General features: G+C 74.1%; 13 protein-coding genes and 1 pseudogene. 2 read left to right on the forward strand and 12 right to left on the reverse strand.

Translation table 11 applies throughout. The annotated features are described in order from the left end of the window. Nucleotides 1–48: 48 nt before the first annotated feature. The 6 genes from hutI to ACIG5E_RS27720 form a co-directional block, all read right to left on the reverse strand. The gene (gene hutI, locus ACIG5E_RS27695) at nt 49–1,224 is read right to left on the reverse strand and encodes an imidazolonepropionase (protein WP_396537760.1); all 1,176 of its coding nucleotides are present in this window, start codon (nt 1,222–1,224) and stop codon (nt 49–51) included. 46 nt (nt 1,225–1,270) lie between these two features. Then, on the reverse strand, nt 1,271–2,623 hold the full coding sequence (locus tag ACIG5E_RS27700; protein WP_396537874.1) for a formimidoylglutamate deiminase: 1,353 nt from the start codon (nt 2,621–2,623) through the stop codon (nt 1,271–1,273). After that, nucleotides 2,620–3,801 carry an allantoate amidohydrolase gene (locus tag ACIG5E_RS27705; protein WP_396537876.1) on the reverse strand — a complete coding sequence of 394 codons (1,182 nt, stop codon included), beginning with the start codon at nt 3,799–3,801 and terminating at the stop codon, nt 2,620–2,622. Before ACIG5E_RS27705 ends, ACIG5E_RS27700 begins: the two co-directional genes overlap by 4 nt. Before the next feature lie 17 nt (nt 3,802–3,818). Further along, nucleotides 3,819–5,489, reverse strand: coding sequence for a urocanate hydratase (gene hutU / locus ACIG5E_RS27710; RefSeq protein WP_396537762.1), 1,671 nt, complete (start codon nt 5,487–5,489; stop codon nt 3,819–3,821). Nucleotides 5,490–5,662: 173 nt separating this feature from the next. After that, nucleotides 5,663–5,986, reverse strand: coding sequence for a hypothetical protein (locus tag ACIG5E_RS27715; RefSeq protein WP_033350007.1), 324 nt, complete (start codon nt 5,984–5,986; stop codon nt 5,663–5,665). A gap of 65 nt (nt 5,987–6,051) precedes the next feature. Next, the gene (locus ACIG5E_RS27720; protein ID WP_396537764.1) at nt 6,052–6,921 is read right to left on the reverse strand and encodes a MurR/RpiR family transcriptional regulator; all 870 of its coding nucleotides are present in this window, start codon (nt 6,919–6,921) and stop codon (nt 6,052–6,054) included. A 229-nt stretch (nt 6,922–7,150) separates the two neighbouring features. Here ACIG5E_RS27720 and ACIG5E_RS27725 point away from each other — a divergent pair, with 229 nt between their 5' ends. Further along, nucleotides 7,151–7,585 (forward strand): hypothetical protein, encoded by a 435-nt coding sequence (locus ACIG5E_RS27725; RefSeq protein ID WP_396537766.1) that lies wholly within the window; start codon nt 7,151–7,153, stop codon nt 7,583–7,585. A gap of 81 nt (nt 7,586–7,666) precedes the next feature. On the opposite strand, the gene hutH is transcribed toward ACIG5E_RS27725, so the two are convergent. Together hutH and ACIG5E_RS27735 are read right to left on the reverse strand one after the other, a co-directional pair. After that, the gene (hutH, locus tag ACIG5E_RS27730; RefSeq protein ID WP_396537768.1) at nt 7,667–9,250 is read right to left on the reverse strand and encodes a histidine ammonia-lyase; all 1,584 of its coding nucleotides are present in this window, start codon (nt 9,248–9,250) and stop codon (nt 7,667–7,669) included. Nucleotides 9,251–9,370: 120 nt separating this feature from the next. Next, on the reverse strand, nt 9,371–10,573 hold the full coding sequence (locus tag ACIG5E_RS27735) for a macrolide family glycosyltransferase (protein WP_396537770.1): 1,203 nt from the start codon (nt 10,571–10,573) through the stop codon (nt 9,371–9,373). A gap of 102 nt (nt 10,574–10,675) precedes the next feature. Here ACIG5E_RS27735 and ACIG5E_RS27740 point away from each other — a divergent pair, with 102 nt between their 5' ends. Next, nucleotides 10,676–11,278, forward strand: a complete 603-nt coding sequence (locus ACIG5E_RS27740; protein ID WP_396537772.1) for a TetR/AcrR family transcriptional regulator — start codon at nt 10,676–10,678, stop codon at nt 11,276–11,278. Here ACIG5E_RS27740 and ACIG5E_RS27745 read toward each other — a convergent pair. The 4 genes and pseudogenes from ACIG5E_RS27745 to ACIG5E_RS27760 form a co-directional block, all read right to left on the reverse strand. After that, complete coding sequence (locus tag ACIG5E_RS27745; RefSeq protein WP_396537774.1) at nt 11,275–11,628, reverse strand: hypothetical protein; 354 nt, start codon at nt 11,626–11,628, stop codon at nt 11,275–11,277. The genes ACIG5E_RS27740 and ACIG5E_RS27745 overlap by 4 nt on opposite strands. A gap of 739 nt (nt 11,629–12,367) precedes the next feature. Further along, nucleotides 12,368–13,594 (reverse strand): annotated as a pseudogene (locus ACIG5E_RS27750) (diguanylate cyclase domain-containing protein); the annotation flags it as partial. A 236-nt stretch (nt 13,595–13,830) separates the two neighbouring features. Beyond that, nucleotides 13,831–14,952, reverse strand: coding sequence for an adenylate/guanylate cyclase domain-containing protein (locus tag ACIG5E_RS27755; RefSeq protein ID WP_396537776.1), 1,122 nt, complete (start codon nt 14,950–14,952; stop codon nt 13,831–13,833). 173 nt (nt 14,953–15,125) lie between these two features. Further along, nucleotides 15,126–16,019, reverse strand: a complete 894-nt coding sequence (locus tag ACIG5E_RS27760; protein ID WP_396537778.1) for a biotin--[acetyl-CoA-carboxylase] ligase — start codon at nt 16,017–16,019, stop codon at nt 15,126–15,128. Nucleotides 16,020–16,253 lie beyond the last annotated feature (234 nt).

The raw sequence follows: 16,253 nt of genomic DNA on the forward strand, positions 1-16,253 counted from the left end.
CCGCGCCCGCCACCCCGGGGGCGCGGGGGCCGTCTACAGTCCCGGAGCTCAGACCTCCCGGACGCCCGCCCGCCACACCGCCGCCGTCAGCGGCACGCCCGGGCGGTAGGCCAGGTGCACGTGCGACGGGGCGTCCAGCAGCAGCAGGTCCGCGCGCGAGCCGACCACCACCGTCCCCACATCACTGCGCCGCAGCGCATGCGCACCGCCCGCCGTGGCCGCCCAGACTGCCTCGTCCGGGGTCATCCCCATCTCCCGTACCGCCACCGCGATGCAGAACGCCATCGAACTCGTAAAGCTGGAACCCGGGTTGCAGTCCGTCGACAGCGCGACCACCGCCCCCGCGTCCAGCAGCCGGCGCCCGCTCGGGTACTCGGCCCGCGTGGAGAACTCCGCCCCCGGCAGCAGGGTCGCCACCGTCGCCGAGCCCGCCAGCGCCGCCACGTCCTCGTCCGTCAGGTGGGTGCAGTGGTCCGCCGAGGCGGCCCCCAACTCCACCGCCAGCTGCACGCCAGGCCCGTACGTCAGCTGGTTGGCGTGCACCCGGGGCGTGAGGCCGCGCTCGATCCCCGCCGTCAGGACCGCCCGCGCCTGGTCGCCGTCGAAGGCGCCCTTCTCGCAGAACACGTCCACCCAACGGGCGTGCGGCGCGCAGGCGTCCAGCATCTCGCCGGTGACCAGGTCCACATAACCCGCCGGGTCCTCGGCGTACTCGGGGGCCACGATGTGCGCGCCCAGGTAGGTGGTCTCCGGGGTATGCCGGGCCGCAATCCGCAGCGCCCGGGCCTCGTCCTCGACCGTCAGCCCGTAACCGGACTTGCACTCGATGGTGGTGGTGCCCTGGCGCAGCGCCTCCCGGACGAACCCCGCCACGTTCGCGTCCAGTTCGGCATCACTCGCCGCCCGGGTCGCCGCCACCGTGGTGCGGATGCCACCCGCCGAGTACGCCTGCCCGGACATCCGGGCGTTGAACTCGGCGGTGCGGTCGCCCGCGAACACCAGGTGGGCGTGCGAGTCGACGAAGCCGGGCAACAGCGCCCGCCCCTCGGCGTCGAAGCGCTCGTCCGCCGCCGGGGCCTGTGCCGCCGGGCCGACCCAGGCGACGGTGTCACCGTCGATCACCACGGCCGCGTCGGCGAGCAGGCCGAGCGGTCCGGTGCCGCGCCCGAGGTCGTTGGTGACCAGGCTGCCGATGCCCGTGATCAAGGTGGTCCTGGTGCTCAAGACAACGCCTTCCGAAGGGAGTTGAACAAGGGAATCAACAGGGAAATCAGTAGTCCAGCGCGCCGATCGCGGAGCGCAGCGCCCCCGGCACGTCGGCCACCAGCTGGTGCACGCCGTCCCGGACGACGTGCCGTCCGCCGACCACCAGGTGCCGCACGTCCGCCGCCGAGGCCGCGAACACGGCGATCTCGGCGCCGAGCCGAGGCGGCGGCCCCGCCGTGCGGACGGAGTCCAGCGCGATCACCGTGAAGTCGGCGAGCGCCCCGGCCTCGACCCGCCCGGCCTCGGGCCAGCCCAGCGAGGCGTGCCCGTCCTCGCCACCGGCCCGCAGCAACGCGTTCGCCGTCCAGTGGCCGCGGGTCCTGGTCCGCAGCCGCTCGTCCAGCTCCAGCGCCCGGGCCTCCTCGAACGGGTCGATCACCGCGTGGCTGTCGCTGCCCAGGCTGATCGGGCTGCCCGCCGAGGCGAGCCGGCGGGCCGGGCCGATGCCGTCGGCGAGGTCCCGCTCGGTGGTGGGGCACATGCAGACGGTGGTGGAGGAGTCGGCGAGGAGCTTGACGTCCTCGTCGGTGAGGTGGGTGGCGTGCACGGCCGAGGTGCGCGGGCCGAGCGCGCCGTGGTCGGCGAGCAGCCGGGTCGGGGTGACGCCGTGCGCGGTCAGGCAGGCGTCGTTCTCGGCGGTCTGCTCGGACAGGTGGACGTGCAGCGGCGCCTTGCGCATCGCCGCCCAGTGCGCGACGGTGCCCAACTGCCCGGCCGGGACGGCCCGGACCGAGTGGATGGCGGCGCCGATCCGGGCGTGCTCGCGCGGCTTGAGCGCGTCCGCCCGGACCGCCCAGGCCTCGGCGTCGCCGTCGCTGAACCGCAGCTGCGGGCGGGTCGGCTCGGCGCCGAAGCCGGAGGACAGGTAGCAGGTGTCCAGCAGGGTGATCCGGATGCCGGCCCGGGCGGCTGCCTCGATCAGCGCCTCGCCCATCGCGTTCGGGTCGGTGTAGCGGGCGCCGCCGGGCGCGTGGTGCAGGTAGTGGAACTCGCCGACGGCGCTGATCCCGGCGAGCGCCATCTCGGCGTAGACGGCGGTGGCGAGCTCCAGGTAGCTGTCCGGGTCGAGCGCGCCGGCGAACCGGTACATGGTGTCGCGCCAGGTCCAGAAGGTCCCGGAGCCGACCTGGACGTGCCCGCGCAGCGCCCGGTGGAAGGCGTGCGAGTGAGCATTGGCCTGGCCGGGCAGCAGCAGTCCGTCGAGACGGACGGCGCCGGGCGGGCAGGGCCCGCTGTCCGGCTCCACCCGGACGATCCGGCCGTCGGGGCCGGTGGTGATCAGCACGTCCGGCTCGACCACCGGCCCGTTGCCGTGCGGCAGCCAGGCGTGCTGCGCCCAGTAGGTCACTGAGGTCAATGACACGCCAGATCCTCCAGTACGTCAGCGAGGGCGGCGACCCCGGCCAGGCAGTCGGCCACCTCGGCGTGCTCGGCCGGGGAGTGCGAGACGCCGGTGGGGTTGCGCACGAACAGCATGGCGGTCGGGATCGCGGACGCCAGGATCCCGGCGTCGTGTCCCGCGCCGGTGGGCAGCACCGGGGCGTCGAGCAGCTTGGCGAGCCGGTCGCGCAGCGGGCCGTCGAAGTCCACCACCGGGGTGTAGGACTCGCGGGTCAGCTCGACCCGGACGCCGTCGCGCTCGCCGCGCTCGGCGGCGGCCCGCTCGATCTCGGCGACGAGCTCGGTGAGGGTGCGCTCGTCGGCGGCCCGGGAGTCCAGCCAGCCGCGCACCAGCGAGGCGATCGCGTTGGTGCCGTTGGGCTCGACCGCGACCTTGCCGAAGGTGGCCAGCGCGCCCGCCAGTTTCGCCTTCTTGCGGGCGGCGAGCACCGTGTTGGCGTACGTCAGCATCGGGTCGCGGCGGTCCTCGATCCGGGTGGTGCCGGCGTGGTTGGCCTCCCCGTGGAAGTCGAACCGCCAGCGGCCGTGCGGCCAGATCGCACCGGCCACGCCGACCGGCTGCCCCTCTGCGAGGTGACGGCCCTGTTCGACGTGGAGTTCGACGAAGGCGCCGATCCGGGCCAGCCGCTCCTCGTCCGCGCCGATCGCGGTCGGGTCGTAGCCGGCCTTCTCCATCGCGTCGGGCAGCCGCAGGCCGCCGGCGTCGCGCAGCTCGTACGCGGCCTCGCGGGAGAGCACCCCGGCGGTCAGCCGGGAGCCGATGCAGGCCACGCCGAACCGGGCGCCCTCCTCGTCACCGAAGTTGACGATCGCCAGGGGCTTGTCGAACTCGGCCCCGCGACCGCGCAGTTCGTCCAGCGCGGCGAAGGAGGAGACCACCCCGAGCGGGCCGTCGAAGGCGCCGCCGTCCGGGACGGAGTCCAGGTGCGAGCCGGTGACGATCGCCCCCGGGGCGGTCGGGTCGCCCAGCCAGGCCCACTGGTTGCCGTTGCGGTCCAGCTCGTACGTCAGGCCTCGGCTGCGGGCCTGCTGCTCGAACCAGGCGCGGCACTCGGCGTCGGCGGAGTTCCAGGCGAAGCGGCGGTAGCCGCCGGAGGCGGCGGAGCGGCCCACGGGGAGCAGCTCCGCCCACATCGCTTCGAAGCTGGAGCTCACAGCTCACCCATCGGGACGCGCACACCGCGCTCGGCGGCGACCTCGGTGGCGCGGTCGTACCCGGCGTCCACGTGCCGGATGACGCCCATGCCCGGGTCGTTGGTGAGCACCCGGCGGATCTTCTCGCCCGCCAGCGCGGTGCCGTCGGCGACGGTGACCTGGCCGGCGTGGATCGAGCGGCCGATACCGACGCCGCCGCCGTGGTGGATGGACACCCAGGAGGCGCCGGAGGCCACGTTGACCATGGCGTTGAGCAGCGGCCAGTCGGCGATCGCGTCCGAGCCGTCCAGCATCGCCTCGGTCTCGCGGTACGGGGAGGCCACCGAGCCGCAGTCCAGGTGGTCGCGGCCGATCACGATCGGCGCGGACAGCTCGCCGGAGGCGACCATGTCGTTGAAGCGCTCACCGGCCTTGTCGCGCTCGCCGTAGCCGAGCCAGCAGATGCGCGCGGGCAGGCCCTGGAAGTGCACCTTCTCCTGGGCCATCTTGATCCAGCGGTGCAGCGACTCGTTCTCCGGGAAGAGGTCGAGGACGGCCTTGTCGGTCTTGTGGATGTCCTGCGGGTCGCCGGACAGCGCGGCCCAGCGGAACGGGCCCTTGCCCTCGCAGAACAGCGGGCGGATGTACGCCGGGACGAAGCCGGGGAAGGCGAAGGCGCGGTCGTAGCCGGCCAGCTGGGCCTCGCCGCGGATCGAGTTGCCGTAGTCGAAGACCTCGGCGCCGCGGTCCAGGAAGCCGACCATCGCCTCGACGTGCCGGGCCATCGACTCGCGCGAGCGCTGGGTGAACTCGGCGGGCTTGGCGGCCGCGTAGTCCGCCATGTCTTCGAAGGCGACGCCGACCGGCAGGTAGCTGAGCGGGTCGTGGGCGCTGGTCTGGTCGGTGACGATGTCGATCGGCGCGTCCATCGCGAGCAGCTGCGGGACCAGCTCGGCGGCGTTGCCCAGCACGCCGATGGAGAGCGGCTGCTTCTTGTCGCGGGCGGCGGTGGCGAGCTCCAGCGCGTGGCTGAGATCCTTGGCCTCGACGTCCAGGTAGCGGTGCTCGATCCGGCGGGAGATCCGGGACGGGTCGCAGTCGATGCAGATCGCCACGCCGCCGTTCATGGTGACGGCCAGCGGCTGGGCGCCGCCCATCCCGCCGAGGCCGGCGGTGAGGGTGATGGTGCCCTCCAGCGTGCTGTTGAAGCGCTTGTTGGCGACGGCGGCGAAGGTCTCGTAGGTGCCCTGGAGGATGCCCTGGGTGCCGATGTAGATCCAGGAGCCGGCGGTCATCTGGCCGTACATGGTGAGCCCGAGGCTCTCCAGCCGGCGGAACTCCTCCCAGTTGGCCCAGTCGCCGACCAGGTTGGAGTTGGCGATCAGCACGCGCGGCGCCCACTCGTGGGTCTGCATGACGCCGACCGGCCGCCCGGACTGGACCAGCATGGTCTCGTCCTGCTTCAGCCCCTGCAGCGTCTTCACCATGGCGTCGAAGGAGCGCCAGTCCCGCGCCGCCTTGCCGGTGCCGCCGTACACGACCAGCTTCGACGGGTGCTCGGCCACCTCGGGGTCGAGGTTGTTCATCAGCATCCGCAGGGCCGCCTCCTGCTGCCAGCCCTGCGTCGTGAGTCCCGTCCCGCGCGCCGCACGCACCTCACGCGGCCCGCTCGCCTGCTGCTGCACCATGTCCCGGCTCCTCTGCGGATGGATTCATTCAAGCTCGGTTCGGCTGAATATATCCAATCATTCAGCCTTCGACCAGACCTGCAATCCATCGGAACAGCCATGGCCGGAACCGGCCTCCAGGCACGCCGAAGGGCCCGCCCGGCACGGGCCGGTACGGGCTGGAGCGGACGCCCTCAGGCGGCGGCGTCACCGCCGTCCCAGTCGATGCCGATCTCGGCCAGCCAGCGGCGGTCGGCGGCGTCGGGGGCGGGCGGAGACGGTGGGCGGGGGATGTTCTGGACCGGGCCGAGGCCGTACTTCTCGGCGGCCGCGGTGGCACGGGCGTCGGGTTCGATGACGCCGACGTGGACGGCGGACTCGTCGCCCGGGTCGAGGACGGTCAGTTCGGGTTCGGGCAGGCGCCGCAGGGTGACGCGGCGTCCGCAGGCGGGGCAGGACCATTCGTCGGCACCCGAGGCCAGGCGGGCGACGAACTTCATCTCGTGGATCACGCGCATGGGCGGCACCCCCTGCACTAGGGGATGCCCGGGTTCGTGTCGAGTACTCCCCCGGCCTTGTTTCGCTATTCCAGGAACAGCCCCCGCGCCGCCGCCGCGTGTTCGATCGCCTCCAACCGGGCCTCCGCACCGGGGAGTTCGTCGCACATGGTCTGCAGCAGCACCCGGCCGAGCATCATCGGCGCGCAGGCGGTGTCGAAGACCAGCCCGGTGCCGACGGCGGCCGGCAGCATCAGGTCGGAGAGCTTGGCGACCGGCGAGAAGGCGCTGTCGGCCACGGTGAGCACGGTCAGCCCGCACTCCCGGGCGACCGCCAGGGCGTCCATCAACTCCCGCGGGTAGCGCGGCAGGGCGAAGCAGAGCAGCGCGGTGGCCCCCGCCGCGGTGGCCTGTTCCAGCCGGTCGGCCAGCATGCTGCCGCCCTCGTCCAGCAGCCGGATGTCCGGGTGCACCTTGGCCGCGAAGTACGCGAAGCCGCGCGCCTGCGCGGAGGCCGCCCGCAGGCCGAGCACCGGCAGCGGGCGGGAGGCGGCCAGCAGCCGGGCGGCCCGGATGATCGGCTCGGGGTCGGCGAGCAGTTCGGCGAGGTGGCGCAGGTGCTCGATCTCGGCCAGCACGGCCTGCTGGTGCTCGTTGCGCACCGCGTCGTCCGGGGTCTCCGGCGCGGCCGGCTCGCCGACGCCGAGCTCGCGCAGCTGCTTGCGCAGCGCCGGGTAGCCGTCGTACCCGAGGGCGACCGCGAAGCGGGTGACGGAGGGCTGGCTGACCCCGGCGAGTTCGGCGACCTCGACGCTGGACAGGAAGGGCGCCTCGGTGGCGTGCCGGACCAGCGAGTGGGCGATCCTCCGCTGGGTGGGCGTCAGCCGGTGCCCCTCGAACAGCTGGAGCAGCCGGGCGGAGGGGCCGACGGTACCGGCCTCGTCGGTGGCGGTCATCAGCTCTACCTCCGGGTGCGAGCGTTCGGGACGACGACTGTGCAACAGCGCGCCGCGCCTGGCAAAGACGTCTCGTACGGCGGAACGCCGCACGGGACGTCCCAATGATCGGACACCGGAACGGGCGCCGGACACGGGCCTCGGGGTAACCCTGATTTCTCCCTGACCCCGCCCGGATTCCCCCCGCGAACGGATGGACCGGGCCGCGCGGCGGCCCCACGCTACTGGCATGGACACTCGCCAGGACGAACTTCGGCGCGACCTCGACGCCACCCTGCAGGCCCGCAAGGAGCTCGGCAAGGAGTACGAGGAGGAGCTCGTCGACTCCTTCATGAAGCGCCTCGACGCCCGTCTGGACGCCCGGGTGGAGCGTTCCGTGGCCGCGCGGCTGGACGACTACGAGCCCGACTACCGCGACCGGGACCGGGACCGGGACCGGCGCCGCTCGCGCCGCGGCTGGGCCCCCGGCCGCTCCGGCAACCGGATGGCGGTGATCTCGCTGGCCTTCGGCATCCCGCTGACCGCGATCGCCAGCAGCCCCGGCAGCGGCGGCTTCGCCGGCCTGCTGGCCTGCTGGGCGGGCATCGTCGGGGTCAACTTCGCGGCGGCCCTGGGCAACCGCCGGGACCGGGACGAGCGCCGGCCGCAGAGCGACTGGGACTGAGCCCCGGCCGCCCCGCGTCCGGGGCATTAGGTCGTGTCTTGTGGATCTTTGCCGGGTCCGACAAGATCCACAAGACACTCCCTAGGCCAGCGGGCCGGTGACCCGCTCCACCGCCCGCACCAGGTCCCCGGAGGCGACCAGCGCGGCGGCGGCCTCCAGGTCCGGCGAGAGGAAGCGGTCGCGGCCGGCGCCGCCGACCCCCGCCTCGCGGGCGGCGGCCATCGCGGCCGCGGTGGCCGGGGCCGGCCCGCCCGCCGCATCGGCCTGCTGACGGATCTCCAGCGCCCGGGCCGCGGCGGTCAGTTCGACGGCCAGGATGCGGCCGAGGTTCTCGACGGCCTGGCGCAGCTTGCGGGCGGCCGACCAGCCCATCGACACGTGGTCCTCCTGCATCGCGGAGGACGGGATCGAGTCGACCGAGGCCGGGACGGCGAGCCGCTTGTTCTCGCTGACCAGCGCCGCCTGGGTGTACTGGGCGATCATCAGGCCGGAGTCCACGCCCGGGTCGTCGGCCAGGAAGGCCGGCAGGCCGTGCGAGCGGGCCTTGTCGAGCAGCCGGTCGGTGCGGCGCTCGGAGATCGAACCGAGGTCGGCGGCGGCGATGGCGAGGAAGTCCAGCACGTACGCGACCGGCGCACCGTGGAAGTTGCCGTTGGACTCCACCCGGCCGTCCGGCAGCACCACCGGGTTGTCCACCGAGGCGGCGAGCTCGCGCGAGGCGACCAGCTGGGCGTGCGCCAGGGTGTCCCGGCCGGCCCCGGCGACCTGGGGGGCGCAGCGGATCGAGTAGGCGTCCTGGACCCGCGGCGCGTCGTCCTGGTGGTGGCCGGTGAGGCCGGAGCCCTTGAGCACGGCGAGCATGTTGGCGGCGCTGAGCGCCTGGCCCGGGTGCGGGCGGATCGGGGCGTGCAGCTCGGGGGCGAGCACCTTGTCGGTGCCGAGCAGCGCCTCCAGGGACATCGCGGCGGTGATGTCGGCGGTGGTGAACAGCCGCTGCAGGTCGGCGATGGCCATCACCAGCATGCCGAGCATGCCGTCGGTGCCGTTGATGAGGGCCAGGCCCTCCTTCTCCAGCAGCTCGACCGGCTCGATCCCGGCGGCGGCCAGCAGCTCGGCGACGGGCTTCTCCACGCCGTCCGGGCCGGTGGCGGTGCCCTCGCCCATCAGCACCAGCGCGCAGTGCGACAGCGGCGCGAGGTCGCCGGAGCAGCCGAGCGAGCCGAACTCGCGGACCACCGGGGTGATGCCCGCGTTGAGCAGGGCGGCCATGGTCTGGGCGACCAGCGGCCGGACGCCGGTACGGCCGGAGGCCAGGGTCTTCATCCGCAGGAACATCAGCGCGCGGACCACCTCGCGCTCGACCACCGGGCCCATGCCGGCCGCGTGCGAGCGGACCAGCGAGCGCTGCAGCTGGGCGCGCAGCTCGGGGCTGATGTGCCGGACGGCGAGCGCGCCGAAGCCGGTCGACACGCCGTAGACGGGGCGCGGCTCGGCCGCGAGGGCGTCGATCCGCGCGCGGGCGACCGCCATCTCGGCGAGCGCGTCGGGGCCGATCTCGACCCGGGCGTTGCCCCGGGCGACGGCCAGTACGTCCTCCGCACTGACGTCGGCCTTGCCGACCTGGACCAGCGGAGCGTCGGGGGCCACAGCACTGTGCATATCCATATACATAATCACATCAGGTGAATGGAGATATGACAACAGCTGCTCACCATCCGGATTCTCCGACGCCCGGATCCGCGCCGCACCCCCGGGGCCTCCGCCACCCGCACCCCGACTCCGGCATCAGCCCTTCAGCTCGGCCTCGATGAGGTCCACCGCCCGCGCGGTGCCGCCCTCGGCCCGGCCGGCGGCGGCCAGCACCTCCAGCCGCTCGGCCACCGCCGCGTCCCCGACCAGCTCCAGCAGCGCGCAGCGCAGCGCCTCCGGGGTGACCGCGTCGGCGTCCAGCCGACGGGCGACGCCGAGGCCGACCAGGGCGTCCGCGTTGGCGAACTGGTCGACGCCCTGCGGTACGGCGATCATCGGCACCGCGTGGAACAGCCCCTCGCTGGAGCCGCCCATGCCCGCGTGGGTGACGAAGGCGTCCGCCTGGGCGAGCACCGACAGCTGCGGCACCCAGCGGTGCACCTCCACGGTGTCCGGCACCTCGCCCAGCTCCGCCAGGTCGGTGTGCCGGCCGATCTGCAGCACGGTGTGCCAGCCCGGCAGGTCGCCGAAGGCCTCGATGCAGGCCCGGTAGAACGCGGGCTGGTTGGTGTAGGCCGAGCCCAGCGAGACCAGCAGCACCTTCTCGGCATCGGCCGGGCGCTCCCACCGGCCCTGGTGGGCGCGGTCCGAGAAGCAGGGCCCGACGAAGGTGACGCGCTGCTCGTCCACCCGGTCCACGCACGCCTGCATGGCGCGCGGGATCAGCGCGATCGCCCGGTCCGGCAGGGCCTTGAAGGCGTCCACGTCACGCTGCACCACCCTGGCCTCGGCGAGCCAGTCGGCGAACCGCCGGTAGTGCTCGGCGCCGCCGGGAGACGAGCGCAGCTGCCCGAAGACCTCCGGGAAGTCCTCCTCGAAGCCCTCCCAGCCGACGTGCGTGGGCGACAGCTGCACCACCGGCACTCCGAGCCGCTCGCCGAGCGCCCGGCCCGCGTAGCCCGCGATGTCGACGAGCACCAGGTCGGGGCGGTCGCCACCCTCGTCGAAGTGCTCCAGGAGGACGGACCACATCGCGAGCGCGTCGTCCAGGAACAGCTCCTGGAGGGCCACCGGGTCCACCGCCCAGCTCGCCGGGTCGTCGGTGAGCGGCAGCGTCGAGGGGTACGGGACGAACGCGGCCCCGGTGGACTCGACGGTCTCCCGGAAGGAGGCGTCGTTGACGTAGCTGACCCGGTGGCCCCGGGCGACCAGCTCGGTGACCACGGCCAGGCTCGGGTTGACGTGCCCGTGGGCCGGGATGGAGACCATCAGGATGTGGGCGGGGTGGGATCGGGGCATGGGCACCTCCGGGAACGGCGAATGAGACGAGACGTTGCGTCTCGCCCGCGGACAGGACAAGACGATACGTCTCGTCTCGATGTCTCGCATAGAATTTTCGGCATGGCCCCGAGAACCGCCCCCGACCCCACCCGGCGCAACGAGCGCTCGCGCTCCGCCGTCCTCACCGCCGCCTACGAGCTCGTCTCCGAGATCGGCTTCGGCAAGCTCACCATCGAGGCGATCGCCGCCCGCGCCGGGGTCGGCAAGCAGACCATCTACCGCTGGTGGCCCTCCAAGGGCGCGGTCGTCTTCGACGCCTTCCTCACCGTCAACGGCCACGAGGGCCACTTCGCCCTCCCCGACACCGGCGACCTCGCCGCCGACCTGAAGACCGTGCTACGGCTCAGCATCGACGACCTCGCCGACCCCGCGATCGACCGCACCTACCGCGCCCTCAACGCCGAGATCCTCAACGACCCGGCCGTACAGGCGGAGTACCGCACCCGGCTGCTCGACCCGCTCCTGGAGGTCACCCGTGACCGCCTGCGCAGCGCCCGCGCGGCCGGTGCCCTCGCCCCCGACACCGACCTCGACTTCGCCGTCGAACTCCTCTACGGCCCGCTGTACTACCGCTGGATGCACCGGCTCGGCCCGCTCGACCACGACCACGCGGACCGCCTGGTCGACTCCACCCTGCGCGCCCTCGAACCGGCCGCCCGCTAACGGCCCTTCCGGCGCCGGACCGAGTACACCAGCAGCGCCGCGAGCAGCAGGACCACCAGCACCACGAACACGATCCGGCCGAACACCGCGTCCAGCGCCCGGCCCACCAGGCTGCGCCGGGTCTTGTGCCTGCGCCGCGAGGAGGCGTGGTCGGTGATCTGGTGCGCCCGCAGCCCGGCCCGCGCCGTCCGCACGGCCGCCGGACCGGTCACCCCCGCCGACGCCGTACCGGTCTGGCCCGCCACCCGCACCACGGGCACCGCCGCCGCCGGCCCGGCCGCCGCCACCCCGCCGCCCAGCACCAGCACCCCGGCCACCGCCGCGCCCACCAGCCGTCCGCCCATGGCCACCCCCCGTTCCCCGGTCCCCGATCCAGCCCCGACACCATCCCACCCCGCCCCGCACCACGGCACCCCCGGCCCCTCAACCGCGACCCACCCGCGACACCCCGGTCACCGAACCGGTACACCTCGCCCGGGGCGGCCCCCCGCCCCTCCGTCACATCACCGGCGGCGAAGCCGCCCCCGCCAGGGCGACCGCCACCAGCGCCCGCATCGCGCAGGCGGCCTGGCCGAGCGGCAGGGTGGCGTCGTCGGCGAAGAGCTCGACCAGCCAGCCGCCCGCCGGGTTCTGGCCGCCGGCGGCGACCATGCCGCGGTAGCCGGAGACGACGAGCATCGCCTCTTCCGCCGGGTCGTTGCCCGCCGCGCCCGCGCGCAGCGCGAAGGCGCCGCCGCGGACGGCGCGGCGGGTCGTCGGGTAGTGGCGGAGGTCGAAGACGGCGTCGGGGGCCTCGATCTGGGCGCGCTGGGTCTCGGCGCGGGTGCTGCTGGGGCCGCTGGTCATCCGGTAGACGGCGTGCTGGGCGGTGCGCATCAGGTGCGAGCCGGGCGGGACGTACGAGACCCACCAGCCGACGGCGTCGAGCAGCCGGGCGGAGGTCTCGGCGACGACGACCAGTTTGCCGAGGGTGTCGGCGGGGTGGACGGCCCGGGCGGCCGAGGCCTGGTCGAGGGCGGCGAGCACGGCGGTGAGCAGCTGGCCGGGGTCGGCGCTGTGGGCGGCGCCGCGGAAGCGCCGCCGGTCGGCCGCGCCGGCCCGGCCGCCGGGGCCGCGTCGCCCGTCGGCGCGGTGGTGGGGGTCGGCGGCGTCGGCGAGCAGCACGGTCGGGTCGGGCGAGAAGCCGGGGCCGTGGCTGCGCCCGGCGACCACGGGGTGGGCGGCGCGGGCGGCCTTGGCGCGGTACTGGGCGGCGTCGGCGAGCCGGAAGAGCCGGTCGGGGGTGGTGACCGGCCCGATGGAGTCGCCGGTGGAGGCGACGCCGCAGGCGACGCCCTCGCCCTCGGACAGCGCGAGGGCCCGCGCGCACAGCTCCTCGGCGACGGCGACCACCTCGTCGGCCTTCTGCCCCTCCGCGAGCAGGCAGAACTCGTCGCCGCCGAGCCGGGCGGCGAGGCTGCCGGGCAGTTTGGCGGCGGCCAGGGACAGCTGGTGGGCGAAGCGCTCCAGCAGCCGGTCGCCCATCTCGTGGCCGAGCTGGTCGTTGACCCGCTTCAGCCCGTTGACGTCGCAGACCACCAGCGAGACCACGGTGTTGTCCCGGTTGTGCGCCTCCAGCGCGCTCTCCAGCCGGGCGTCGACGGCCCGCCGGTTGGCGAGGCCGGTGAGCGGGTCGGAGAAGGCGAGTTTGCGCAGGTCGGCGAGGCGCTCGGTCTGGGCGAGTCCGGCCGAGACCTGGGCGGCGAGCAGGGTCGCGTAGTCGGCGTCGGCCTCGGTGAACTCGGGCATGCCGGTCGACCGGGCGAGGTACAGCTCGCCCCAGGCCTGCCCGTGCAGCACGATCGGCGCGACCACGCAGCAGGCCCGGCCGCGCCGGCGCAGCGCGGCGGCGCGTTCCTGGCAGTACGCTCCGGCGGTCGGGTGGTTGTGCCCGACGTGCGCCTCGACGTTCTCGGCGGTCTGCAGCCAGGCGCGCGGCAGCCGCCCGGTGGTCCACCGTTCCTCCAGGTAGGTGACGATCTCCGGGAAGTCCGCGACCGGGTACGACTCGTCCTCGGGCAGTTCCTCCTCGCCGGGCGCGAGCTCGCCGTGGTTGACCAGCACCCGGAGCCGGCCGGACTCGCGGTCCCAGACGGAGACGGCGGCCATGGTGGCGCCGAGCGCCTCGGTGGCCCGGGCGGCGGCGGCCCGGACGGCCTCCAACGGGGTGAGCGCCCCGGCCATGTCCTGGGCGAGTTCGACCACCGACTGCAGCCGCAGGTCGGGCAGCGGGTCGGAGTGGTGCGGGCCATCGCAGTCGCAGCCGCGGTCCGTCATGATCGCCTCACTGCTCACCGGCTCGCCTCGCTCCCTGTGCTCGGTCCTGCCGGACCCCCACCGGTCGGCCGCACCCGTCCGGCCGCTCGCACCAAGACTATGGCGATTTCGTTCGGTTATGCCCCGATTGCCCGGATGGACCCGCAGCCGACGGTACGGCTTTCAACCGTTCGGCACCCATCCGAGCGCCCGAGGCCCCGACCTACGAAACGCCCGGCCCCCGAGCGGCCCACCCCCTACTGCGCCTTCATCCGCCGCGACAGCAGCCACGGCTCCACCAGCCCCAGCCCGCGCACCGGCCGCCGCCACATCGGCTGCAGGTGGAACCGCGCCCCCGGGTCCGGTCCGGGCACCGGCAGCCCGGAGGCGGGCATCCCGGCCGCCACCGACAGCGCCTCCGCCAGGCCGGGCCCCTCCGATTCGGCCGGGCCGACGCTGCCGTTCTGCTCCAGCGCCGCGGCGAACTCCCCGTCGATCAGCACCGCGTCCTTGGGCGCGATCGAGGTGAGCCGGCTGGCCAGGTTGACGGTGGTGCCGAAGACGTCGCCCATCCGCTGGGTGACCGTCCCGAAGGCCATGCCGACCCGCAGCGCGGGGATGGTGTCGTCCTCGGCCAGCGCCTCGATCAGGCTGAGCGCGATCTCGGCGGCGGTGGCCGGGTCCTCGGTGACGTAGAGGATCTCGTCGCCGAGGGTCTTGATGACCCGGCCGCCCTGCCCGGCGATCAGGTCGGAGCAGGTGTTCTCGAAGGTCTCGACCAGTTCGCCGAGCTCCTCCTCCTCCAGCCGCCGCGACAGCCGGGTGAAGCCGACCAGGTCGGCGAAGCCGACGGCGAGCCGGCCGCTGGTGATCTCGTTGTCCTCGGCGGCCTGCACCACCCGGCCGGTGACGGCGGCCAGCTGGCGCCGCCAGACGTACACCAGGAACTGCTCCAGCTCCGGCAGCAGCAGCTCGACCAGCGGGTACGCGACATCGGCGCGGGTCAGCCCGGGCTCGACGGACTGGGTGAGGTTCTCCAGGAAGGTGTCCATCTGCCAGCCGGCCAGCCGGGCAGTGGTCTGGCCGGTGGAGCGGGCCACCTGGATCGCCATCGACTCGCTGAGCAGCCCGGACTCGACCAGGCCGGCCAGGCGCCGCAGCGCGATCACGTCGCCGTCGGTGAGCGCCCGGGACTGGCCGATGTCGGGGAAGCCCATGGCGCGCCAGAAGCGGGTGGCCAGCTCCATCGGGACGTCGGCGGCGCGCGCGGCCTGGTACGGGGTGTAGCGGCGTGGCGCGTCCAGGATCAGGCGTTCCAGTTCGAGCGCGACCGTGGGGTCGTGGCTGCCCGCCGTCCCGCTGCTGCCGTCCTCTGCCACCGGTCCGTCCCCGTGCGGTTGCCGCACTTGCCTCGTGTCCTACCTGTCCGGGCGCACCGCCCGCCACCCGGGCGGACAGTGGCGCGCCTCACACCGCTGCCAGGTGGAATGTTCGCACGGAATCACGTGATCCGGAGCATCCGCCCGAGTCAAGGAGAGGTGAAGAGTGCCGTTCAGCGCGGCTCGGGGCGGACGTGGACCACGTCCCCCGCGCCGACCGCCCGGCGTACGCCGTCGGCCGTACGGACCACCAGTCGGCCGTCCCCGTCGATCGCCACCGCCTCGCCGACCAGCTCGCGGTCGCCCGGCAGGTGCACCTTCACCTGACGGCCGAGCGTGCTGCAGCGGTCCACGTACGCGCGCAGCAGGTCGCTCGCGTGCGGGTCCCCGGCCGCCGCCGTCCACTCGCGGTACAGCCCGGCGAACTCGCGCAGCAGGGCGCGCAGCAGGACGGACCGGTCGGTGGTCGAGGCGCCGGCCAGGGCCAGCGAGCCGGCGGTGGGGACGGGCAGCTCGGCGGCGCGCAGCGAGACGTTCAGGCCCATCCCGACCACCACCGCGCCGCCGCTGAGCTCGGTGAGGATGCCGCCGAGCTTGCGCTCCGCGCCGTCGATCTCCACCTGCAGGTCGTTGGGCCACTTCAGCCCGACCTCGACCCCGGCCACCCGGTCGAGGGTGCTGGCGGCGGCCACGCCGACCAGGATCGGCAGCCAGCCGTACCGCTCGACCGGCACCTCCCCGGGGCGCAGCAGGAAGGACAGGAACAGCCCGGAGCGGGCCGGGGCGGTCCACTGCCGGTCCAGCCGGCCGCGCGCGGCGCTCTGCACCTCGGCGACCAGCACCGCGCCCTGCGGGGCGCCGGCCCGGGCCCGCTCGGCGAGGTCGCTGTTGGTCGAGCCGGTCTCGGCGACGACGTCCAGCGAGGTCCAGAGCCCGCCCGGGACGACCAGGTCGCGGCGCAGCACCTCCTGGTCCAGCGGCGGCCGGTCCAGGTCGGTCCAGGGGGACGGTCCGGTGCGGCCGAAGCCGCGCAGTCCGCTGCGGCGAGGGGTGTCGGGTGCGGTCATGGTGGCCACCCTAGAACCAGGACGGGCCCGCGGCAGGACGGACCACAGAGGCGCAGTCCGCCCCATCGTCCCGCATAACGCCCGTTAACACACTGTGTCGATGACCATAACGCCAGGACATGACGGATCGCCCGGCGCGCTGGCTACGCTACGCAGCGGTAGTTCGCAGCGCCGCCCTGCCCTCCTGCGCGGGCCTCCATCTCCGGTCCGCGCGCACTCGAACAGGTCGCGGCC

Source organism: Kitasatospora sp. NPDC053057, from assembly GCF_044546945.1.
Lineage (GTDB): Bacteria > Actinomycetota > Actinomycetes > Streptomycetales > Streptomycetaceae > Kitasatospora.